Raw genomic sequence first — 23,116 nt, 5'->3', positions numbered from 1 at the left:
CGGATGTTCTGACACAGTCATCGTGATCTCCCATACTCGACTGAACCGGCCCAGCTGTTGTGGCTGCCGGGCATCGTCGGTAAGAGCCGGCGATGCAGTGATTCCAACTGCGGAATGCGTCGACTTCACGCTAGGAGTGCGATGACTCTGATCCGGTGCTTGCGGAGGGGAGACTGCGGTCATCCGCGATGGCGGTGCGGGTCCCCGCGGGGCGTTCTGCCGCAGACGGCGCGAACCGTCTGCGGCTCATGCTCCGCACCGGTGCCGGTTCAGACCGCGGCGAGACGCGGGTTGCCCGCGAGCCGCGAGACGAGCTCAGTCCGTGACCCGACACCGAGTTTGCGGTAGACGGCGGTGAGCCGAAGTTCGACGGTGCGTAGGGACACGAAGATCCGTTCTGAGATCTCCCGGTTCTTCATCCCGGCACGGACCAACTCGACGACCTTGAGCTCCTCATCGCTGAGTTCGCCGAGGCGCGGCAGGTCAGGCAGCGTCGGTGCCTTCGGCTCTTCGACGATCTGCCCGTTCCGGAGATGGTCGGCGAGGCGACTGGCTCCGACCTCCCGAAGCAGTGCCGCAGCAGCGAGCCTCTGTTCGCGGGCTTTCAGCATCGACCCGTTATCGGCCAGTCTCGCGGAGAAGGCCGCATGAATGGCTGCCTTTTCGAAGACGAATTCCGAGGTGCTGGCCTGCCGGAGTGCCCGTCCGAACAGGTCGGTGGCAGTCTCCCCGGCGGCCAGAAGCGCTTCGCTCCGACTGACGACAAGATCGGTCCACTGAGAGGGGCATGCCTTGGCGCGGTCGCGCAGCTTCTGGAGCAGAAGAGTCGCATGCTCTCTTCTACCGATACCCACCAAGGCTTCGATGAGGTCGCCCTCGAAACGACGTACGTTCGGGTTGGTCTCGTCCGCGGACAGCTGTTCGCAGCGCCGAAGGTGTCCGATCGCTTCGGCCGGACAGTCGGTGCGCATCAGGTATCTGCCCTGAAGCGCATTGAGCTCGGCCAGCAGGCGGTGGTTGTTCGTCGCCGAAGCCCAGACCGCCGTCCGTTCCTCGACGAGCCCTGCTTCGCCGGTGCGTCCGGTCAGCAGCAGCTTCCACGAGTGCAGCAGCAGAATCCGATCCTGCCGAACGACGACGAGTCCTCTGCGCTGGTCGGCCTCCGCTTCCGCGATGACCCTGTCGATGACCTCGACCGCCTGACTGATCCGGCCGAGGCGCATGTCCAGATCAGCACGGACACAATCCACCTGCCGCTTCCAGACCCTGGCCGCTGCACAGGTCTCACCGATGAGATCGAGTACGGCGGTCGCGGCTTCATAGTGCTCGGTGAGCACCAGCCCCTGGGCCACGGCGAGGCCGAAGCTCGGTCTGATCGAATCCTGATGTTCCTGCAGGCTCGCGAATCCCGCGAGCGCCGACCTGTCGTCCCCGCTGTTGCTGTCGAGCAGGATGTGCACGGCGCGGACAAGCTGCTCGTCGCTGTCACGGACGTGCTCAGCGGCGGCTTCGGCAAGTGTCAGAAGCTCCTGCGCTCGCACGAATTCGCCGCGTTCACAATGGCAGAGCGCCAGAGTCAGCTGCAGGCGCGCTACTTCGGCGGGCGCCTGCTCCGATTCGCAGCTGCTCCACGAAGTGAACAGCGAGGACGGCAGCGTCTGCGTCTCGAGGAAGACGTTGCGGACCTCGAGCGTCCGAGCGCGGACGACGACCGCGGCCCGGCTCGACCGGGAGGCGATCCGCACATAGCGGCGCGAGAAGGCGAACTGCCCGTGATCGGACAGTGTCTCGGCGATCTCGACCAACTGACCGCGCAGCTCCTCGATGTCGTCGCAGACTCGGATGGCCCGTTCGGCGAATTCGGCACCTCCGGCAGTGAGTCCGCGGCGCACCAGGCCGAGAGCGTGCGCCGCCAGCTGCTGTGCGGTGTCCTCACCCGGGTCGATGAACGAGACATGCCATGCCTCGATCTGCGGCCATGTGTCGGCACAGTCCTCGGCCAGGACGAGGTGGGTCCGGCGTCGCTCGCTCGCTCCCATCGACTGCTGCACCATGGCACGGACGAATCCGTGCGGTATCCGCAGAAAGGCTTCCCGACGTTCGATCGTGCCGCGCGATTCCAACTCGTCGACGGCTTCCCAGAACCCGGGCAGCCTCCTGGCCAGAGGCCGCAGCGGTGTCAGCGGCGACAGCGACAGGCATCTGAGCAGCGCATCGGCGCCATCGCTCAGCCCCTCGACGTAGTCGGCGATCATCGGTCGGCTGGCCGGTCCCACTCGCACCGGGATCGACAGCGCGATCTCCCCGCGCATCTCGCTGGGCGCCATCTCCTCGAGGATGTGGCTGACGGCCAAGGGACGACCAGCTGCGGCGTGGGCGGCGACCTGGGCCGCCTCCTCGGCGATGCGCGTGTGTCCGAAGCGGGCCAACGCGAGGTCGCGGGCGAGCTCGATGAGCTCGGCGATGCTGAGATCCGCGAGTTCGATCTCCGGCACCGAGGCGAACGGACCGTCATCGTCGATCGACCGAACCGTGATGACGATGTGCAGACGTCCCGACTTCAACCGGCGCAGCGCCTGACCGAGCACCCGCTGCGAGTCCATGTCCATGTCATCGGCATTGGGCACGAGGATGAGCGTGTCCTCATCTCCGGGGATCGATCGGAGAGCCGCCATCATGCTCGGCACGACCTCATCGGCAGCGAGCTCCGACGGATCGGAGGGTCCGTTCGCGGATGCGCTGACTGCAGCGAGCAGACTGCCTAACCCGGACAAGGGCGTGTCCTCGTCGAGCGGACTCGATGCGGCCCTGATGACCGTCCCGTCCCACTCCGACTCCAGCGCCCGCAGAATCGAACGCCTTCCGGACCCGAAGCCGCCGGTGAGAGCAGCGGCACGGTGTCGGGAGAGAAGGGAGCGGAGGTCGCCGACTTCCTTACGACGAATCACCTGACGCATGATCCACCGCCCGTCGTCTCGTCCGGGGAGATCGTCCGCACAACGGTGACCGGCCCGGGGATGGCCGCTGCCGTTCGCACGGCGCGGGGAACGGTTCGCTGAGGAGGCTGAGGTGTGATATCCATACTCCGATACTGCTCGCCGGCGGCCGTCCCGGACCAGGTGGTCGATACGGGAGTCCCCGTCAGGTCACTACTCAGTCACCGCAGGGTCACCACTGGAGCACCGTTGCGAGTACTCGCTCGTGTCCGAAATCCCGCAGTTGCGCATACTCGGTTCGAACTCAGGCGCGCAGTCGGCCTTCGGTATCCCGCATCGCCTCGGCGACCTGTTCTCTGCGCTCGATCCCGAGTTTTCGGAACAGCCGGTACGTGTGTCCCTCGACCGTTCGCACCCGCACGCCCAGTTCCGCAGCGATCTCCGCATTCGTCCGACCGGCGACGATGAGCGCACTGATCTGCTTCTCCCGGGCAGTCAGCCCCGTGACCTGCCCACCCGGTCTGCGGCTCTGGCCGGCTCCGAATCGTGCGGCCAGTGCGACACATCTGCCCGCCAGGTCCGGCATCGACGGGCCGTATTCCTCCGCAAGGGACGTCAAGGCAGCACGATCATGATCGCGCAGAGCAGCGCCGAGGCGGCCGACGATGTCGAACTCACGCCCGGTTCCGTGCGCGGCCGCTTCGCACATCGCCTCGGGGGCGATCTCATCGAAGTGCAGGAAGAGATGCAGGCGGATGAGGACGACGATCGCCGCTGCCCCATCGGCTTGGGCTTCGTCCAACATGCGGCGCAGCTCGTGTTCGTACCTGGGCTCCCCTGTGCGAATCGCACGTGCCGTCGTCCGCAGCACGAGCGCCCGCCGATATTCGTGGTACAGAGCTGTCACGGGCAGCTCGTCGAAGCGGGCATGCAGATCGTCGGCCTCAGCCGCCGTTCCCACCCGAGACACCGCATATTCGGCCTCTGCCAATGCGATGGGAAGCTGCGTGCCCATATTCCAATAGGTCAGCGATTCGATCGCGGCTCGCAGCGCCTTCATCGCCCCCGGAAGGTTGCCCTCAAGCAGGTGGGTCTGCGCCCACAGCAGGTCGATCGGTCCCGATCGGGCTGACAGATACGCGATGTCATGCGTCGGCAGCGCTGTCATCAGCTCCCTCGCCTCGGCTACCCGTCCCAGCTGCAGCAGAGTGCGCCCCCGCAGCATGACCACATGGAGCACTGCCGTGCTGTCGAAGTGGAATTCGGCCTGCAGGGATTCGAGGAGGGTGAGCGCTTCCAAGGTGAGGCCCGAGTCGAGCATATGTGTTGCATGCAGCATCGTGTCGAGGAGATGGAAGCTGCCCGGCGCGACGCTCTCGTGGGAGAGTCCTTCGAAGACATCCACCGTGATCGGTCGTTCTTCGGCCACGAGCGCAGCGACTCGGTCGAACAGCTTGAGCCCGAATTCTGCATCCACTCCCCCTCCGGGGTGTCCGTCACCGTCATCCTGCAGCCGTTCCAGTGCGGTGCGGAAGTCCGCAAGCCGCAGCGCGGGGGACATCGAGCTGAGAGCGCGATTCATCCACACCACGAGTGAGTCTACGACCAGCTGTGCGCAGCAGGCCGTGCGAACGCCGTGGGCCAGGAAGTCGAGGCCGAGCGGCGCCTTGTTGCATCCGCAGTAGAGCAGGGCGACCGAGAGCAGCTCGTGCGGACTCAACCGCTCCGTCGGGATCTCCCCGATCAGCCGCATCGCCCGATGCCAGTCTCCGAGACGGGCGGCGGTCAGTGCGGCCTCGATGGTCTTCGACTCGCTGACCTCTGCTCCACAGATCAGCCCCCATTCGGCCCTGACCACCTGCGACCACTCCGAAGGCGCATCTCCGCAAGCGTCGATGAAATCGAACCACTCTCTGCTCCGACCGGTCGGAGTTGTGAACCTGATCGTGTCCGAGGCGTGGTTCTCGACCGCCCTATAGATATGGGACCTCTGCGCGTCGATCTTCAGCTCGCCGGCGGCCACGAGCGCATCCGCGGCTTCCCCGAGTCCCGACTCGAGCAGTGTCGAAAGTTCCACCTCTCCCGCAAGGACGACCAGCTCGAGAGCGTCCGTCTCCTGCGGCGAATGGTCGGCAAGACCGATCCGTGCATAGTCGCGGGCACGCGCATCGTAGTCGATGTCGAGTCCGTCGAGGATCCACACTCCGCGGCGCATGAGGAAGCGCGAACGTCGTGCGGTGTATTCGAGGAGTTCGATGAGCCTGCCCGGATTGCGCTGCGAATGGAAGTCGACGATGTCGACCACGGCCTGGGACACGATGTGACCGAGGCGGTGTTCGATCATCGACCGATAGTCCTCAAGCGGCAGAGGGCCGAGCACGAGATGCTGGAGCACATGGTCTTCGACCAGAGTCGAGAACGGCATGACCCCACTCTCGGGATTGGACCGCGACATCGCGACAAGCCTGATCGAGCCGACGCTGGCCAAGTCGGTCAGGACCTCCTGCGAGCGGGAGTCGAGCAGGTGGGCATCGTCGACGAAGACCGCCTGCAGGCTTCGAGTCGAGGTGAGCCGGGACACGATTCGTCCCAGCAGCGTGGACGGGTCGCTGTCGAGGTCGACGAGCAGACCGAATACGCCGAACTCGGTGTTCTGGTGCACGCGGTCCCCGCGGATCCAGATTCCGTCGCTCCCGTCCTCGAAGGCCGTTCTCGCCAGGAGAGTCTTGCCGACGCCGATCTCGCCTTCGATGAGGATGCCGGAGCATTCCGAGCAGCGCAGCGACTGACGAATCAGTTCGAGTTCGCCCTTGCGCCCGAAGATCTCTGCTCCGTCACGAGCACTCGAGGCGGCGGTCAGCTCTTCAGCCATTCCGTCACCACCTCTCGCAGCTCCTGTCGATTGGCCACATGCACTCGGCGGTAGAGGCGCCCGAGGTGCCATTCGACGGTTCGGGTCGACAGGTGCAGCTCATCTCCGATCTCTGAGCTCGTTCGGCCCTCGACGATACCCGTGATGATCGAGTGCTCGAGCTCGCCCAGATTCGCGTGGAACCGTTTGCCGTCGGCATCGAAGTCGAGCACGCGCCGGCTCCGGCCCAGCAGGATCCGGGCTTCTTTGGTGGCGGCAGCATCACCTGAGGCAACGGCGCGTTTTCGGGCTTCGCCGGAGAGCTGGGCGCAGAGCACGACCGCGCCGAAGATCAGCGCCTCACGGGCCGCGGTGATGAGCGCCTGCAGATCGTCAGTGCTGAAGGCATGTGCCACGGCGCGCAGCAGGCGACCGAGGGAGCCGTCGACCCTGCCGGACGACGCGGACAATCCGCCGATGGCCTGTTCGTGCCCGAGTCGACCGGCCTCGAGCCAGGCCAGGCATGCAAGGGTGTGCGCACCGTGTTCTTTTGCCCAGGCCCCGAGCTCATAGAGTTGTGGGGCTGCCGGCCCCGGCGACGTCTGCGCCAGTGCCTGCAGATCGAAGAGTCTGGCTTCGAATGAAGCCCACCACGAATGCCGACTGGCTTCGGCCTCCTCGTCGACAGCGATCGAGACGACCTCCGTCCGCTGGTCTGTCAGCACAGCCGAGAGAGACATAGCCGACCTGGCCATTCCCGCAATATCGACGATGTCGCAGGGGTCGGCACCGAGATTGAGTTCGCCGAGGATGCAGTGGGCTTTCGCCGCGTTGCCGGTGCGCAGGTCGATGAGCGCGTTCGTCAGCCTGGTCAGCCGCCGACTGGAGGTCAGTTCATCCATTGCCGTCCGCGCCTCGGCCCAGTTGCCGGCGATGAAATTCGCCACGAAGAACTGCGGGATGGCATCTTCCCGTTCGAACGATTCGGGTCCGGGAAGTCCGAACATCAGCCGGGCCTGCGCGATATAGCTCAGTCCCAGTTCGATCCGCCCGGACATCACTTCTGCCACGCCGAGGAACGCACATGCGCGCAGACGGTGGCGCACCGAGCTCGCATGGTTGAGATAGACGCTCTCGGCCAGAGCGCAAGCAGCGGCGATACGACCTCCTTTGAGGTCGAATCGGGCACGCGTCGCGTCGAGCCGACCGAGGTCGGTCGGCGATTCCAGTCGATCTCGGACCCAGGCCAACCGCAGTCGCTCAGGAGTCCGTGGGTCCGTCAGTCGCAGTTCCATAGCGGCGAGGCGGGACAGAAATTCCCCCGACGCCGTCCCCGGGTCCAAGCACACTTCGGAGACGAGCGGGTCGATGATCTCCCTGGCCTGTCGGAGCCGGCCCGCTCCCCATTCGCAGCGGGCGAGCTCGAGGTTGAGTTCGGGACCGCGATAGCCGCTGGTGCGGATGACGTCCGCGGCTTCGAGGTACCTGCCGCGCGCGTTTCCCCACATGGCGGCTTCCAACACCTCCTTGGGAGTCGGCACCCGCCCCAAGGAGATCGACCACGAGACGTAGCCGAAGAGCGCGCTCCCATGGAGTACCGAATGGTCCGCTCCGGCATCGAACCGGGTGAGCAGCTCGAGACTGCGAGAAGGCGGAACCGCGGAGCGGACATTCTCAGCCGTGACGGGTTCGCGCATGCTCACCTCTCCCCCTCGACCCTTCGAAATCGAGAGCAGACCATCCTCCGCCAGAGAGTCGATCGTCTGCGGACTGGTGAGTCCGACGAGCACGTCATAGGGCACCGCTTCGATGAGAGAGACGGTTTCGATGACCTCGCGACTGGTCTGATCGACCCGGGCGATCGCCGTTTCGACCCCGCTGGTCCGGCTCCGTCCGAACAGCAGCCTCTCGAGCAGCCGCGGATTGCCATGGGCGAGAGCGGTCAGCTCCGCGACCGATCTCGTCTCGGTCTCCATGAGTCCGATGCCGTTGATCATCGCCACCGCGTCCGCCTCGTCGATACCGTCCAGATCGATCCTGACGACGTTTCCGGCCAGCCACAGTCCGGCGATGAGATCGACCGGTGGGCGCGCGGATTCGGCGGCGACGACGAGCGTGATCCTGCGTGCATCCGTCAGCTGGGCCAGCACTGCGAGGGAATGATCGTCGACGAGATCGGCATTGTCGACGACGACCAGGCAGCGCCCTCCGGCGGCTCTGCGCTCGAACAGATCACCGATCACCGACAGTGCTCGGCCGGGCGGGAGGTCCGTGTCGATGCCCTCCCGTGACAGCAGGATTTCGAAGATTCCGAGGTTTCGGACCCGCGCATTCTCCGAGCCGCGCAGACGGGTGACCGACAGATCGGGGTCGAGACGGGAGAGTGCGGTGTTGACCAACGCGGTCTTCCCGACGCCCGCCGCGCCGATGATGAGTGCACCCAGATGACGCTGCCCGGAGAGCGCGTCGACGAGCGTCGAGAGTTCGGACTCATATCCGTAGAGCCGGCGCGAGGGTGCGACCGGGGGGATGTATGTGGTCCTGCCTGACACGTCACTCAGCTTTCCGTACCCCTGGGGATCTACTGCGGCGGGGAATGCGGAGCCCCAGCGGCACGGGGTTCGGTCCGGAGAGGCTCACGTCTGGGAATCACCGAAGAAATTCCACAAACAGTATTACCACTCGCGATAGATGTAGTAATACATTTCTGAAATAAAGTTAGGCGATTGTGACATCAACATCCGACCCCACCGGAGGGCCGCCTCGGCGAGGATCTCCGTCTTTGCCCACTTGTGAGCCGGAACACCGGACCGTATCATTGGAGGAAAGTTACTGAACGATCTATAAGGAGTTCACATGGACACACTACTGAATGCGGAAGAGCGCGATTTCGCGCAGCAGATGCGTCAGTTCTACCGCACGGAGATCCCTGAGGAACTCCGCCTCAAGGTCGCCACCGGCCAGGAGCTGACCAAGGAAGACATGGTCACCTCGCAGCGGATCCTCAACCAGCACGGCTATGCCGTGCCGAACTGGCCGGTCGAATGGGGCGGCCAGGACTGGACTCCGGTGCAGCGTCACATCTGGCTCGAAGAGATGCAGCTGGCCTGCGTTCCGCAGCCGCTGGCGTTCAACGTCTCCATGGTCGGTCCTGTCATCGCGACCTTCGGTTCGCAGGAGATCAAGGAGCGCTTCCTGCCCGCCACCGCGAACATCGACATCTGGTGGTCGCAGGGATTCTCCGAGCCCAACGCCGGTTCGGACCTCGCTTCGCTCAAGACCACCGCGGTGCGCAAGGGCGACAAGTACATCGTCAACGGCCAGAAGACCTGGACGACCCTGGGCCAGTACGGCGACTGGATCTTCAACCTCGTGCGCACCGATCCGGATGTGAAGAAGCAGGCCGGCATCTCCTTCCTGCTCATCGACATGAAGACCCCCGGCGTCACCGTCCGTCCGATCCAGCTCATCGACGGCGGCCATGAGGTCAACGAAGTCTTCTTCGACAATGTCGAGGTGCCCGTTGAGAACCTCGTCGGCGAAGAGAACAAGGGCTGGACGTACGCGAAGTTCCTCCTCGGCAACGAGCGCACCGGAATCGCCCGCATCGGCGGCTCGAAGGTCAACCTCGCCCGCGCCAAGGCCTATGCCGCGGTGACGAAGACCGCTCGCGGCACACTGCTCGACGATCCTCTGTTCTCCGCTCGTCTGACGAAGATCGAAGCCGAGCTCACCGCGCTCGAGATGACCCAGCTGAGGATCCTCTCGACCCAGGCCGCCGGGTCCGACAAGCCGGATCCGCGCTCCTCGGTGCTCAAGCTCAAGGGCTCGCAGCTGCAGGAGGACATCTCCGAACTCCTCGTCGACGTGCTGGGCCCGCAGGGCCTCGACTTCGTCTCCGACCGCGTGCAGGGTCAGGGTCTGTCCGACCTGCCCAACGGCGCCGTCGATGCGCTGCCCGCCTACTTCAACACTCGCAAGGTCACCATCTACGGCGGTTCGTCAGAGGTGCAGCGCGGAATCATCTCGAAGGCATTGCTCGGTCTCTGAGATACCGACGCTCATCCGATCTCCCAAGAAGGACAACCATGGATCTTGAACTCAACGACATTCAGCAAGAACTCGCCAGCACACTGAACAAGTACCTGCGCACCGAATACGACATCGCCAAGCGCGAAGAGATCCTTCGCAGCGAAGAGGGCATCTCCCGCGAGAAGTGGCAGGCGTTCGCCGAGATGGGACTGCTCGGTCTCGCAATCCCCGAGTCCTACGGCGGCGCGGACATGACCTTCAACGAGGTGGCCGTGGTCGCCGAGGCGTTCGGGCGCTCGCTCGTCCTCGAACCGTTCCTGGCGACCGCAGTCCTCGGCGCCAATGCCGTCCTGCTCGGCGGCAGCGAAGAGCAGAAGCAGGCCATCCTGCCTGGTGTGGCAGAGGGCCAGACCTTCCTCGCTCTCGCAGCGCTCGAGCCCGGACTGCGCTACGCCGTCGACGCCCCGCAGACTCAGGTCTCCGGTGCCGACGGCAGCTTCACCCTCACCGGTGAGAAGAACAACGTGCTCGGCGGAGACGTCGCCGACCACTTCGTCGTGACCGCTTCGCAGAACGGCGAACTGGGACTCTACCTCGTCGCCGCCGATGCCGAAGGTCTGACCCGAGTCGCTCAGCGCCAGGCCGATGGCCTGGGCAGCGCGAACCTTAAGCTCGACAGTGTCGCCGCTCAGCGCCTCGACGCCGCCGATGCCAACGCCGTCCTGTCCGAGGTCCTCGACCTGGGCAACGCTGCGATCATGGCCGAGGCCGTCGGTGCACTCGAAGCCTCGCTGACGATGACCGCCGAGTACCTGAAGACCCGTGAGCAGTTCGGTGCTCCGATCGGTGCGAACCAGGCTCTGCAGCACCGCGCCGCAGACCTCTACGCCGAGCTCGAGTACGCACGCAGCATGGCGCTGTACTCGCGTCTGGCCGTGACCTCCGAGGTCCCCGGGGCCGAGAAGGACCGCCACCGCGACGTCATCGCTGCGAAGATCATCGTCGACCGGGCAGCTCGCAACATCAGCCAGGAATCGATCCAGATGCACGGCGGAATCGGCATGACCATGGAATACCCCATCGGTCACTACGCCAAGCGCCTGACGGTCATGACCCGCACCTTCGACGACGCGGATTCGCTGACCGCGGAGCTCGCCGAACTGGGCGGACTCATCGAGCCCCAGGCTGCCGACCTCCGCTGAGGCAGCGACCGGATCGCTCGGGTTCCGCTGAGAACCTGAGCGATCCGGTCCGGCAGCACAGAAGCGCCGAGGCGGCACGATCGTAATCGTGCCGCCTCGGCGCTTCTTCGTGTCCGCGGTCTGTGTGGCAAGGTCGATTCCGCACAAACGGGAGCGTCTGCGCGGAGACCGCCGCCACGGGGCGAACTGATCAGTTCACGGGCTGGTCGTACACGTGACGACGGATCCAGGAGTGCATGGTGATCGCTGCGGCGGCCGCGGCGTTCATCGACCGCGTCGAACCGAACTGCGCGATCGAGAGCACGTCCCGACTCGCCTCATGCGCTTCCTCACTCAGCCCCGGTCCTTCCTGCCCGAACAGGAGCAGGCAGCGCTTGGGCAGGTCGTAGGTCTCCAGCGGCACGGAATCCGGGAAGTTGTCGATGCCCAGCAGCGGCACGTCGTTCTCGGCGCACCAGCTGAGCAGGTCGTCCACACTCGGATGATGGATGACGTGCTGGTACTTGTCCGTGACCATCGCCCCGCGGCGGTTCCAGCGGCGTTTGCCGACGATGTGCACGGCTGCGGCGTTGAAGGCGTTGGCGGTGCGCACGACCGAACCGATGTTGAGGTCGTGCTGCCAGTTCTCGACTCCGACATGGAAGTCGTGCCGAGATGTATCGAGGTCAGCAACGATCGCGTCGTGCTTCCAATATCGATACTTATCGACGACATTGCGCCGATCGCCCTCGGCCAGCAGCTCGGGATCGAAGTGCTCTTCCACAGGCCAGGGGCCGGTCCACGGACCGACCCCTACCTGTGGTTCAGCGCTTTCGGTCACTTGTCGTCGCGGGAATCATCCGCCGACTTCGCGTCCTCTTCGTCCTTTGCTTTCGCCTTTGCGTCCGATTTCTTCGCCGAGGCGGCCGTCGACTTCTTCTCGTCCGTTGACTCTGCGTCGTCGTCCGAATCGGCATCATCGGTGTCATCAGCGTCCGAGTCCGACTTCGCCGAGCCCTTCGAAGAGGCGACGGCTCCGACCTTCTGAGCGCGCTTGCTCATCTTCACGGTCTTGCCGCCGCGTCCGCCTCCCGACAGCACCGAGCGCACGTACGCACCCGAGGCCAGAGCGTGGAGGATGACAGCGAGGACCAGAGCGATGCCGGCGGCGACGAGGCCCTCCCACCATTCGGTCTGACCGGCGAAGGAGCGGCCGGCGATGCCCAGCGGCGAGGTGAACGGCGTCCACGACAGCACCTTCGCTACGGTGCCCGAGGGGCCGATGAGGACCGGGGCGAAGAAGCCCGCCACGGTGATGACGCCGATGATCGTGAGGAAGGTAGCACGTGCCTTGGACCCGACAACGGTCGACGCCCAGACCAGCAGCGCGAACACCGACCAAGCGGTGAGCAGCAGGGCCAGCGCGAACCAGCCGAGACCCGGCAGCATGGCGAAGGCCAGTGACGTCTTGCCTGACAGCGATAGGCCGAGTTCGGTGATGACGGCCGCCACCACGAGTTGGACGATGACCAGGGTCAGCATGCCGGTGATCCGGCCCGAGGCCGAGGCCCGCGGCGGGATCGTGGCAGCGATGATCTCGGTGATCCGGTTGCGCTTCTCGAGACGCAGGTTCTGGTACAGAGCAGTGCCCAGGGTGGCGACGACGAGAAGTGACAGTGCGACCATTCCCCACAGCAGCGGGGTGGCCACGGTGCTGTCAACAGCCGGTGTCTTGAGCAGCGTCGCCTCGGTCTTCGGAGCGAGCTTCTCGAGCAATGCGTCGGGCTGCTTGTCCAGAGCGATGATCGTCGGCTGTCCCTGACCGCTCGGGTCCTGGATGAATGCGGCGTCGACCTTGCCCTCACGCACGAGCTTCTCAGCCGCCGGCGCATCCTTGGCATCGGTGATCTTCACACCCAGCTGCTGTTCGTACATCTGCGCTTGTTCGCCGACACCGACCATCGCCATGGTCGGTGTTCCGGAGTCCTTCTGCACGTCGGCGACGATTCCGGAGATGATGGCGGCCAGCACGCCGAGGATAATCACGGCGGCGGTGACCAGGAAGTACGGGCTGCGCATGGCCGTGGTGCTCTCACGGTTCGACACGAGCCACGCGGCCTGGCGGTTGCCGACGTCGACGAATTCCGAGACCAGCCCGGTCTCCGGCAGTTCGTCGGGGTCGGGGGTGTCCTCGGCGAGTTCGAAGGGAACGTCGTCGAGGCCGTCGGTGGCGCCGGATTCGTCCGATTCCTTCTTCGCCGTGGCGGTCGATCCCTTTGACGCACCAGTCGCGGTCGCCTCGTCATCCGACTCGGCTTCGTCGGCGGTGGTCTCGTCTTCGATCACTTCGTCATCGACGGGCACACCGAGGTCGTCGATGCCTTCGCCGGCCGTGCCCTTGGACACGAGCGGTTCCGGGGACTCGTCGTTCGCACCGTTGTCTTTGCGCGCCATTACAGAGCCTCCTTGTACTGCTCGGCCAGTGTCGGGCGGACACTTTCGAAGTTCTTCACATTCTTCAGCTCGGCCACGGCAGCGGCGGCTGTCTTCGCATCGTCGGCGCTGAAGCTCACCGCGGAGTCTTCGCGTCCGGCGGTCTTGACGTCGCTGATTCCCTTCCGGGATTTCAGCGCCGAGGCGGCCGCCTCGGTGTCGGCTGTCTCGACTCGGTAATGCGGCTCACCGAGCAACTTCTCGACGCTGCCCGAAGCGGTCACCTTGCCCTGGTTGAGGATGATGACGTCGTCGGCGAAGGTCTGTGCGGCCTCCCAGTCGTCGGTGGCCAGGATGACGGGCACTCCCGATGATGCGTGGGCCCGCAGAAGGGACGTGACCAGACGCAGCGAAGCCGCGTCGAGGCCGGCGAAGGCATCGTCGATGACGACGACGTCCGGGTCGGCGGCCAGTGTCGCGGCGATGTCGACGCGGGCGATCTCGGCCCCGGAGAGGTTCTTCAACGGTGCGTAGCCGCGGTCGGCGAGCTCGAGGTGGCCGAGCAGGGTCAGCGCATTCCGTTCGGCCGCGCCCAGGGTGATCCCGTGCAGGCGGGCGAGGTAGACAATCTGGTCGAGCACGCGCATGTTCGGGTATCCGCCGCGTTCCGCGGGCAGATAGCCGAAGTTCTGCCGGTCGCCGAAGTCGAGTTCGAAGTCCTCGAGTTCGATCGTGCCCTCATCAGCGGCGATGAGGCCCATGATGATGCGCACCAGTTCGGTGCGGCCCGCCGAGCGGGTTCCCACGATTGCGGTGATCCGGCCCGCCTCGGCGGTGAAACTCACCTCGTCCAGATATGTCCGCTTCCCTTTGCGCAGGGAAACCTCTTTCAGTGTGAGCACGCGTCATCCTTTACATCAAACAGTTCTTGGGGAGTGTCTCATCTATCGTGTTGAAATAAGAGACTTGTTTCAAACCACGTCCTCGATTTCGACCGAATTGCCAGTCGAGTCCCAGGTCGTGATCGGTGAGCCGATCTCGCCGAGGCGGCACCGTGCGGGCCCACCTCGCCGAGGCGGGGCTCAGTCGAGTCCGAGATCCGCGGTCGTCAGCGCGGTCAGGTACGGAATTCCCGTGGCTTCGACCCGTTCCTTGGCGCCGGTGTCGCGGTCCATGACCACGGCCACTGCGACCACCTCGGCGCCGGCTTCCTTGAGCGCTTCGACGGCGGTGAGTACGGAACCGCCCGTCGTCGAGGTGTCCTCGACGGCGACGACGCGCTTGCCGGCGACATCGGGGCCTTCGACGCGACGAGACATTCCGTGCTTCTTCGCCTCCTTGCGCACGACGAAGGAGTCGAGCGGAGTGCCCCGGACCACGGAGCGGTGCATGACCGCTGTGCCGACGGGATCGGCGCCCATGGTCAGGCCGCCGACGGCGTCGACCTTGTCCAGCAGGCCGTGGGAGTCGAGCAGATCGAGCACCACGTCACCGATGAGCGGAGCCGAACGATGGTCGAGGGTGACCCGACGCAGGTCGAGGTAGTAGTCGGCCTCCTTGCCGGAGGAGAGGGTCACCCTGCCGCGCACCACGGAGAGTTCGTCGATGAGGTCGAGCAGTTGTCGGCGAGTGTCTGTGCTGTCGGTCATGGTCTCCAGTCTAATGCGCGGGTTTCGGGCGACCGTTCAGCGCCGTCTCAGCGACGGCGGCGGATGCGGACGTGACAGACGGCACAGATCTGGAGCGTGAGGATTTCGTCGCGCCTGCTCCTGTACCAACGCTATAAAGAATCAACACACCTTTCGACTCTCGACTATAGTGAGTTGTAGAGTGTCAACAACACCGCGCAACCCAGCCGGTCAAGTGCTTTCAGGAAGGACGTGAGCAACATGGGTTTCATCGCATATCTCATCCTCGGACTCATCGCCGGAGCCATCGCTAAGGCGATCCTGCCCGGCAAACAGGGCGGCGGCTTCTTCGCCACACTGATCCTCGGCGTGATCGGAGCCATGCTGGGCGGCTGGCTCGGCGGCATGATCTTCGGCGCCCAGATGGACAAGTTCTTCTCACTGTCGTCCTGGCTGTGCGCGATCGGCGGCTCGCTTATCGTGCTCATCGTCTGGGGCCTCATCACCGGACGCTCGAAGAGCAAGGCCGCCTGACCCCTCGGCAACGGCACAGAAAAAGGTGGATAGCCCATGTTTGAACATGGGCTATCCACCTTTTTCTGTGCCGTTCACGTGCTGCGGCGCATCACCCGTGCGGCCGCATTGGCGATCATGTCGCGCAGCCCCGGCGCCAGGCCGGTGACGCCGTCGACTCCGGTGACGGGTTCGGTCAGGCGAGCCGAGACCGCCGCCTCGTCGAATCCGCGGACGGTCTCGTTCTCAGCCATCGGCTTCTCAGCCATCGGCTTCTCAGCCATCGGCGGCCTCCTCGTCGACGAATACGTCCTCGACGGTGACGTCGATCCGCAGTGCGGGCGGTCGCCGCCGACCTCGAATCCACCGACGGGGTCTCGGATGCCCAGGTGATCCTGCGGGGCACCGCGCGGAGTCCGGAGCCGCTCATCCATGTCGATGCCGATGAACGTGCCGACCTCGATACCGTCATCGCCGAAGTCGCCGAGCGCGCCGCCGGCAATGCCTCGGTGGCGCTCGGTGCCCCGCTGAGCGCGGTGGCGCTCGAGGTCGGCATCGCCCGCACGCGCTCGCGCCGCCAACGCAGCGTCAGCGTGCAGTAGTCGGCCGTGCCGCATCAGCGGGTCAAAAGTGCATATGTGCTGATCTGGATCAGCGCACGCGCATTCACACTTCGGACCCGCTGGAGCAGTCCTCACGTCGGCGGCTGCGAAGAACGGCTGTGAATGACAAGAACCCCGGGGCGCGTATTCGCGACATCCCGGGGTCCTCGCAGCACTCCCCTCGAGTACCCGGACGCATCCCCATACGTCCGTTATGTCCACCCGATCCCCACCGGGCGAACACATTAATTTGACCACACTTTCGTATCGCTTGTAAAGAATCTCACGCTCCGTCTTGAATCCTGTCAGGCTCTATAGCATAGAAGCGATCAGAATAAAACCCCTGGTCACAAGCCCAGATCCAGGTAGTTCAATCCTCAACTCAGATGTGACGCTCCTGCCGAAAATTGCATATAGGTCACATCTCGCGACGCGCACACGACCCCGGATCGATGACCGCCGGCACGTCTTGCGAGACCCGACTCAGCGATCGCGAGTGCGAAGCGATCACCGCTGGCGCACGTCATGCCGACGAGCGCACGTGACGAATCCCGACTCAGCGATCGCGGGTGCGGGCGAAGGAGAATCCGGTCGACCCCCAGCGCATGAGCGGGCGCGGCACCACCGGAGCAACGAGCGCGGCCAGACGGTATCCCCACCCCGGCACCGAGACGACCTTGCCCGCCCGCGCATCACGCAGCGATTCCCGCACCACCTGATCGACGCTGAGCCAGATCAGGCCGGGCCCCGGACGCTCGACGCCGAGGCGGCTGTGGAATTCCGTCCGGATGAAACCGGGCAGAACGGCGGTGACCGTCACCGGGCTGCCTCTGAGTTCCCCGGCGAGCGCCTCGGTGAAGACCAGAGTCGACGCCTTCGAAGCGGCGTACTGTCCCATTGTCGTCACCGCCGCCAGCGAGGAGACATTGATGATGCCTCCGCGACCGCGGGCCCGCATGCGCCGAGCCGCCGCCAGCGACAGCTCCCTCACCGCCCCGGCGAGCACCCGATCGAGCGCATCGAGCTCGGCAGCGTCGGTATCCAGCAACGTCCCTGGCAGACCGAAGCCGGCGTTGTTGATGAGCACGTCGATCGGCTGCGTTTCGATGATCTCGTTGACCGCGTCGATACCGTCACGGGTCGACAGGTCAGCCACGGCCGCCTCGGCGTGGATGTTCTGCGTGGCCTGGAGCTGGTCGGCCAGCTCTCTCAGTCGGGCTTCGTTCCTGGCGACCAGGACGAGGTCGTAGCCCTCGGCGGCCAGGGTGCGGGCATAGCCGCTTCCCAGCCCGGAGCTCGCTCCGGTGATGAGGGCACGCGGCCGCGGACTCATACCGCGCCTTGACCTCGGCGGACGGTCAGGGACTGCACGGCCGTGCCGATGGGACCGTCGACATCGCTGAGCACGCTCGTCGTCTGCCCCAGGCCGGTCGGCCCGAAGGCAACCTTCGTGTCGAAGCCGACCCAGCCGGCCCCGGGCACGCGGGTGAGGTGGATGGAGAGGTCGACGTTCGGGAAGAAGGTCGTCTTCGGATCCTCGCGAACGGCCAGGCCATTGGCGGTGTCGACGAACTTGACGAAGGCCGCAGTCGGCGGGTCGATCTCGCCGTCGACGAGAGGATAGGGACTGCGCACCCAGGACTGTGCGCGGCCGGGATGAGCGTCCGCTCCTTGACGCCCCTCGAGCGACGCGATGAAGCCACCACCCCAACGACCGGTGAAAGGAGCCTCGGGCACTTCGGACACGGGCGGCATCGGCGACCATTCGTCGCCGGCGACTGCCTCGGTGTCGGAGGCCTGCAGCCGCCACACGCGAGCGGTCACGCTGGTGCGCTCCCCGTGGCGCATATGCGCTTCGACGAGTTCGATGGTGCGGCCGGGACGGACGACGTTGACGTCGATGGTGAACTCACCGGAGTGGATGACGCCGAGGACGTCGAAGGTCACCCGGGAGATGAGCTTGTCGCTGGGCAGTCTACGTTCGATTTCGGCGAGCACGATCCCCGAGGCGGGCGCGAGATGCTGCTCGCCGGGCTGCCATGCGCCCTGGCTGTGCAGCGTCGAGACGAGGCGGTCCTCGGACAGCCGCACATAGTAGGAATCCGGGTAGGCGGCACCGTCGTGGCCGAGGTGTTCATTGGGAGCTTCAGGCATGGTGCCAGCTTATCGAGCCGAGAGGGTCCGCTCGACGCAGGGGCTGGGCACGCCCCCTTCCACACGGCTCCGGCATAAGCGGCTGTGTTGCTCCGGCATAAGCACGCCGAGGCGGCCCACCGGCAGCCTCACGCACCCCGCTTTCACCTCCGGCGCGGACGGCTTAGGGTGGGAGGGTGAGAATCGCTACGTGGAATGTGAACTCGATCCGTGCCCGCCACGACCGCATCGGGGCCTGGCTGGATCGTTCGGATGTCGATGTCCTGGCCATCCAGGAACTCAAGTGCAAGGACTCGCAGTTCCCCGAGGAGCTGTTCACCGAGCGCGGCTACGAGGTCAGCTATCACGGCCTCAACCAGTGGAACGGCGTGGCCATCGCCTCGCGCGTCGGACTGGCCGACACGGAGATCGGGTTCGAGGACATCCCTGCGTTCGGCGCCGAGGAACCCGTCGTCGAGGCCCGGGCACTGTCGGTGACCTGCAACGATGTGCGCATCTACTCGCTCTATGTGCCCAATGGCCGCGAACTCGACCATCCGCACTACGCCTACAAACTTGACTGGTACAAGGCGCTGACAGCCGATATCGCCGCCCAGCTGAGCGCCGAACCGGAGAAGAAACTCGTCCTCTGCGGTGACTTCAACGTGGCCCCGCTCGACGAGGACGTCTGGGATATGGCCGAGTTCGAGGGCGCCACTCACGTCTCGGATGCCGAGCGCGCCGCCTTCGACGATCTGCTCGGTGCTGGACTGAGCGAGGTCACTCGGCAGTTCACGCCCGGACCCGGCGTGTACACCTTCTGGGACTACCAGAAGCTGCGGTTCCCGAAGAAGCAGGGCATGCGCATCGACTTCCAGCTCGCCTCACAAGCATTGGCGAAGACCGCGACCGCCGGTGAGATCGACCGCGAGGAGCGCAAGGGCAAGGGCGCGTCCGACCACGCTCCCGTCATCGTCGACTACGACGTCTGAGGCCCCTTCGTCTCACCTTTCGGCACCCGGCGACAAGTTCAGCGTCGAATCCATAGACATCTCCCCTCTCTTCTGGTGAAGTTGAATCAGGAGCTAGGAAGGTGACGAGGATGTCAGCAACTGTCCGCGAATTGGTCGACGAAGCCTATGATCGGCGTGAGTCCACCTGGAGGGCCGCTCTCGAAACGGTCAACGACTGGGTCGAGTCCGTCCGCGCTCCTTCCGCACTGCTCTCCGGGGATCGAGTGCGCGTCGTCGACGGTCGGATCAAGGACCGGATGCGCACGGGCGAGAAGCTGCGCCGCAAGCTCGCCGACGCCAATGACGAGATCCACGAATCAGTCGAGGTCGAGAATCAGGTCATCGATGTCGTCGGTGCCCGCGTCGTCTGCCGCACCGAACGCGAACAGTCGGCCCTGTGGGATCTGCTCACCGAGGTGGGTGACGATACGAACCTCTCCATCGCCGAGGTGCGCGACTATTCCGCGACCCCGAAACCATCGGGGTACCGCGGCCGCCACCTCATCGTCGAGGTCCCCTTCGACTCCGAACCTTCCGTCCTCGTCGAACTCCAGCTGCGAACGATCATGCAGGACGCGTGGTGCGTGCTCGCCGAGGAGCACCTGTTCAAACCCGGGCAGGCCCTGAAGACCGATGCCCAACAAGAACGGCTGTCGGTGATCCTCGCCGGGCTGATGGCGCAGGCCGATTCCGTGGCCGGCTATATCGCCGATGACGTCGGCGCCTATCTGGGGATGGGCAATTCTGCTCCGCCCAGAGCCTTCGCCGAGGCGGAGGAGCCGACCGATCCGGCCATCGAGGTCACGATCCGCGAACTCAATCATTCCTATGTCCTCGCAGCCGACGATGTGGGGCGCCACGGCATCATCCGGTTGGAAACCCTCGGGCTGACTCCCGACAATCCGGAACGCTCTGCTTTCCCCCATCCGGGCGACAAGCTGCAGGTGCGGATGGACGAGTCGAACAACACGCGCTACTTCATCCCTGTCGGTCGCGAGAGCTGAGCACGAGGTCACAGCCCTGACCGCGGGCCCTTCAGCCGACTGCCGTCACACCGACTAGACTTGCGTCCCATGGGAAAGAAGTCGAAGCGCTCCAAGGAAGAACTCATCGCCAAGCGTCTCGCGCGGGCCCAAGCCACGGCCTTCGTCGCGCGTCCGTTCGCTGATCTGCCGTTCGAGGCCGATCTCATCTGCCTGCGTGAACTCGTGCCCGCGGCCACCGCGACAGCCAAGCTGACCGAGGAATATGGCGGCCACGAGGTGACCATCGCCTCCCTGCTGCCCGCCGCATGGCAGGCCTGGCGCCGCGACGACGGTGAGATCCTGGCCGGAATGCAGGTGCCCGTGTCCTCGACCGATGCCTCCCGCGATGTCGCCCGCGGCCTGCTGGCCGCCGTCGATGCCGAACCCGGCACCTCCATCGAAGCGACGACCGAACCCGGCGAGGGCCCGCGTCTGCAGGACATCCTCGACACCTCTCATCCGTTCGACGTCCGCGTGCTCGAGAACTTCGACTACTGGGCCCTGCCCGAGGCGGAGAACGATGCCGATGTGGCCGCCGCCCTCCAGCAGGCCAACGACTCCGTGGCCCCCACGGAGAAGCTCGCCTCCGTCGACTCCGCCTACTGGACCGAGATGTCCGGTCGCACCTACGTCCGCTGGGCCCGCTCCGAGGGTGAGGACCGCGTCGTCGATGCGATGGCCCGCCTGCAGGCCGAGAACGCCAACGACCTCGGCGGAATCGGCACCTTCCTCGGCTACTTCCGCGCCCACGGCATCATCGTCCCCGTCTGGGAACTCGAGTTCGGCACTCAGGTCGACGACGTCGAAGAGCCCATCGCCGCCTTCGGCAAACGCCTCGACGAAGCGCTGAACGCGACGGAGCCGATGAGCACCGAGGCCCGCCGCGTCCGCTCGGGAATCGTGTCCCGCCAGCTGACCATCCACTGATATCCGTCACACCATCACCGAGGCGGGACCCGGGAACGGTGTCCCGCCTCGGTGCCGGTGACGGACAGGAGAACCGACATGAGCGCACAGCCGCACGCTGCCCCCGAGGCGGTCGCTGCCATCATCCCCGCGATGGACGAATCCGCGCGGATCGCTGCCACCGTCACTGCGGCCAAGCAGATCCCCGGGGTCGACATCGTCCTCGTCGTCGACGACGGATCGTCTGACGACACGGGGGTCCTGGCCCGCCGGGCCGGCGCCGAGGTGATCACCCACCCGAAGAACAAGGGCAAGGCCGCGGCCATGATGACCGGGGCGTTCGCTCTGCGCAATCGGGAGATCTCCGACGCCGATCCGGGTGCCGATCCGCACCACCGTGCGCTGCTGTTCATCGACGGCGACCTCGAGGACTCCGCGATCAATACCGCTCCCCTGGCCGCCCCGGTGCTCGCAGGGGAAGCCGATATGACGATCGCGATCCTGCCCGCCCAGAAGCGCAAGGGCGGCGGCTTCGGCTTCGTCGTCGGATTGGCGAAGAAAGGGATCGCCGAGCTCTCCGGGTTCGACGCCACCCAACCCCTGTCGGGAATGCGCTGCCTGTCGCGGGAGGCCTTCGACGCGGCCCTGCCGTTCGCCGCCGGATGGGGCGTCGAGGCGGCCATGACCATCGACGTCGTCAACGCCGGACTGCGCGTCGAAGAGGTCGAGTGCGACCTCCACCACCGCGTCACCGGTCGCGATCTGAAAGCGCAGCTGCACCGCGCCGCCCAGTACCGCGATGTCGCCCGCGCCATCCTCGTCCGCCGCCTCCGCGCGAAGCGGAATGGCGATAACCACAAGGAGACCGGCAAGTGAGCCTCAACCGTTTCGCGTATCTCGGCCCCGAGGCCACCTTCACCGAGGCGGCCCTGCTCAGCTTCCTCGACTCCCGGAACCTGCGCGCCGACGCCTCGACGCACCCGATGCGCAATGCGCCCTCGGCACTCGATTCGGTGCTCGAGGGCGACTGCGATGCCGCGGTCGTGCCGATCGAGAACTCCCTCGAAGGCGGAGTGCCGGCCACGATCGATGCGCTGACGGAGAACGGACGCCTGCAGATCATCGCCGAGGTGGTCGTGCCCGTCCGCTTCGTCCTCGCCGTCAAGCCCGGCACCACCAAGGAGGAGATCTCCTCCTTCGGCTCCCACCCGCACGGCGAGGCACAGGTGCGCGCGTTCATGAACGAGCACTTCCCCGAAGCCGTCTACCTGCCGACGTCCTCGACTGCCGCGGCCGCCAGGGATCTGGCCAATGACGCCGGCGACCATATGGCCGCGGTCTGCCCGGCTCTAGCCGCGCAGCGGTATGGACTCGAAGTCGTCGCCGAGGACATCGGCGACCGCAAGGATGCCGTCACCCGATTCGTCGTGGTCACACGACCGGGTCCTCTGCCCGCTCCGACCGGGGCCGATAAGACTACCATCGTCGCGGCGCTGCGTTCGGACCGTGCGGGTTCGCTGCTCGAACTGCTCGAACAGTTCTCCAGCCGCGGGATCAATATGTCCCGCATCGAATCCCGTCCGACCGGTGACGGGCTGGGCCTCTACCAGTTCTCCATCGACCTGCTCGGACACATCTATGAGGCACGGATGGCCGAGGCCCTGCAGGGCGTTCACCGGGCGGCTCTCACACTGCACTTCCTCGGCAGCTACCCGAGTTCCGACGGAGCCGTGGTGCCGATCGACCCGACGACGACGGACGAGTCCTTCGCCGCGGCCGCCGACTGGCTGGAGAGGACTCTGGAAGGCTGAATTCGTCCCAGTTCGCTCCCAGCTCGCCGCCGAATCTGCAATACTGAAACCT

General features: G+C 65.5%; 19 protein-coding genes and 1 pseudogene. 9 read left to right on the top strand and 11 right to left on the bottom strand.

Annotated elements, in window-relative coordinates; all coding sequences use genetic code 11:
• Positions 1–269: 269 nt before the first annotated feature.
• The 4 genes and pseudogenes from BEP01S_RS04250 to BEP01S_RS17315 all read right to left on the bottom strand — a co-directional run.
• Positions 270–2,957, bottom strand: coding sequence for a helix-turn-helix domain-containing protein (locus BEP01S_RS04250; protein WP_062240761.1), 2,688 nt, complete (start codon positions 2,955–2,957; stop codon positions 270–272).
• Positions 2,958–3,240: 283 nt separating this feature from the next.
• Positions 3,241–5,808 (bottom strand): LuxR C-terminal-related transcriptional regulator, encoded by a 2,568-nt coding sequence (locus tag BEP01S_RS04245; protein ID WP_062240759.1) that lies wholly within the window; start codon positions 5,806–5,808, stop codon positions 3,241–3,243.
• Complete coding sequence (locus BEP01S_RS17320; protein ID WP_373277893.1) at positions 5,793–6,527, bottom strand: helix-turn-helix transcriptional regulator; 735 nt, start codon at positions 6,525–6,527, stop codon at positions 5,793–5,795. Before BEP01S_RS17320 ends, BEP01S_RS04245 begins: the two co-directional genes overlap by 16 nt.
• A gap of 1,395 nt (positions 6,528–7,922) precedes the next feature.
• A pseudogene (locus BEP01S_RS17315) lies at positions 7,923–8,339 on the bottom strand (ATP-binding protein); the annotation flags it as partial.
• A gap of 304 nt (positions 8,340–8,643) precedes the next feature.
• On the opposite strand from BEP01S_RS17315, the gene BEP01S_RS04235 reads away from it, so the two are divergent.
• Entirely contained in the window at positions 8,644–9,837 is a 1,194-nt protein-coding gene (locus BEP01S_RS04235; protein WP_062240755.1) for an acyl-CoA dehydrogenase family protein, read from the top strand.
• A 38-nt stretch (positions 9,838–9,875) separates the two neighbouring features.
• Positions 9,876–11,021, top strand: a complete 1,146-nt coding sequence (locus BEP01S_RS04230; RefSeq protein WP_062240753.1) for an acyl-CoA dehydrogenase family protein — start codon at positions 9,876–9,878, stop codon at positions 11,019–11,021.
• Between the two features lie 190 nt (positions 11,022–11,211).
• Here the strand turns inward: BEP01S_RS04230 and BEP01S_RS04225 are convergent, their stop codons facing one another.
• From BEP01S_RS04225 to pyrE, 4 genes are all read right to left on the bottom strand, one after another.
• Positions 11,212–11,841, bottom strand: coding sequence for a TrmH family RNA methyltransferase (locus tag BEP01S_RS04225; RefSeq protein WP_062240751.1), 630 nt, complete (start codon positions 11,839–11,841; stop codon positions 11,212–11,214).
• Positions 11,838–13,454, bottom strand: coding sequence for an ABC transporter permease (locus BEP01S_RS04220; protein ID WP_083532505.1), 1,617 nt, complete (start codon positions 13,452–13,454; stop codon positions 11,838–11,840). Before BEP01S_RS04220 ends, BEP01S_RS04225 begins: the two co-directional genes overlap by 4 nt.
• Positions 13,454–14,335, bottom strand: a complete 882-nt coding sequence (locus BEP01S_RS04215; protein ID WP_062240749.1) for an ABC transporter ATP-binding protein — start codon at positions 14,333–14,335, stop codon at positions 13,454–13,456. Before BEP01S_RS04215 ends, BEP01S_RS04220 begins: the two co-directional genes overlap by 1 nt.
• A 180-nt stretch (positions 14,336–14,515) precedes the next feature.
• Complete coding sequence (gene pyrE / locus BEP01S_RS04210; protein WP_062240747.1) at positions 14,516–15,082, bottom strand: orotate phosphoribosyltransferase; 567 nt, start codon at positions 15,080–15,082, stop codon at positions 14,516–14,518.
• Positions 15,083–15,322: 240 nt separating this feature from the next.
• Here pyrE and BEP01S_RS04205 point away from each other — a divergent pair, with 240 nt between their 5' ends.
• Positions 15,323–15,595, top strand: coding sequence for a GlsB/YeaQ/YmgE family stress response membrane protein (locus BEP01S_RS04205; RefSeq protein WP_039212053.1), 273 nt, complete (start codon positions 15,323–15,325; stop codon positions 15,593–15,595).
• A 74-nt stretch (positions 15,596–15,669) separates the two neighbouring features.
• Here the strand turns inward: BEP01S_RS04205 and BEP01S_RS04200 are convergent, their stop codons facing one another.
• On the bottom strand, positions 15,670–15,858 hold the full coding sequence (locus BEP01S_RS04200) for a hypothetical protein (RefSeq protein ID WP_062240745.1): 189 nt from the start codon (positions 15,856–15,858) through the stop codon (positions 15,670–15,672).
• A gap of 105 nt (positions 15,859–15,963) precedes the next feature.
• On the opposite strand from BEP01S_RS04200, the gene BEP01S_RS04195 reads away from it, so the two are divergent.
• On the top strand, positions 15,964–16,176 hold the full coding sequence (locus BEP01S_RS04195; protein WP_157070510.1) for a hypothetical protein: 213 nt from the start codon (positions 15,964–15,966) through the stop codon (positions 16,174–16,176).
• A 556-nt stretch (positions 16,177–16,732) separates the two neighbouring features.
• Here BEP01S_RS04195 and BEP01S_RS04190 read toward each other — a convergent pair.
• Positions 16,733–17,509, bottom strand: a complete 777-nt coding sequence (locus tag BEP01S_RS04190; RefSeq protein ID WP_062240742.1) for an SDR family NAD(P)-dependent oxidoreductase — start codon at positions 17,507–17,509, stop codon at positions 16,733–16,735.
• On the bottom strand, positions 17,506–18,330 hold the full coding sequence (locus BEP01S_RS04185; RefSeq protein WP_062240740.1) for a thioesterase family protein: 825 nt from the start codon (positions 18,328–18,330) through the stop codon (positions 17,506–17,508). Before BEP01S_RS04185 ends, BEP01S_RS04190 begins: the two co-directional genes overlap by 4 nt.
• A gap of 176 nt (positions 18,331–18,506) precedes the next feature.
• On the opposite strand from BEP01S_RS04185, the gene BEP01S_RS04180 reads away from it, so the two are divergent.
• The 5 genes from BEP01S_RS04180 (at position 18,507) to pheA (ending at position 23,064) form a co-directional block, all read left to right on the top strand.
• A complete protein-coding gene (locus BEP01S_RS04180) occupies positions 18,507–19,301 on the top strand; it encodes an exodeoxyribonuclease III (protein ID WP_062240738.1) in 795 nt (264 codons plus the stop codon).
• 110 nt (positions 19,302–19,411) lie between these two features.
• Entirely contained in the window at positions 19,412–20,326 is a 915-nt protein-coding gene (locus tag BEP01S_RS04175; protein WP_062240736.1) for a GTP pyrophosphokinase, read from the top strand.
• 69 nt (positions 20,327–20,395) lie between these two features.
• Positions 20,396–21,274, top strand: a complete 879-nt coding sequence (locus BEP01S_RS04170) for a DUF5926 family protein (protein WP_039212044.1) — start codon at positions 20,396–20,398, stop codon at positions 21,272–21,274.
• Between the two features lie 78 nt (positions 21,275–21,352).
• The gene (locus BEP01S_RS04165) at positions 21,353–22,129 is read left to right on the top strand and encodes a glycosyltransferase family 2 protein (RefSeq protein WP_062240734.1); all 777 of its coding nucleotides are present in this window, start codon (positions 21,353–21,355) and stop codon (positions 22,127–22,129) included.
• On the top strand, positions 22,126–23,064 hold the full coding sequence (gene pheA / locus BEP01S_RS04160) for a prephenate dehydratase (RefSeq protein WP_062240732.1): 939 nt from the start codon (positions 22,126–22,128) through the stop codon (positions 23,062–23,064). The genes BEP01S_RS04165 and pheA overlap by 4 nt, the downstream gene beginning before the upstream one ends.
• The last annotated feature ends 52 nt before the right edge of the window (positions 23,065–23,116 follow it).

The organism is Brevibacterium epidermidis NBRC 14811 (assembly GCF_001570805.1).
In the GTDB taxonomy this organism is placed as follows: Bacteria; Actinomycetota; Actinomycetes; order Actinomycetales; family Brevibacteriaceae; genus Brevibacterium; species Brevibacterium epidermidis.
The sequence above is the reverse complement of the archived record's forward strand: the minus strand, read 5'-3'. Positions and strand labels throughout refer to the sequence as shown.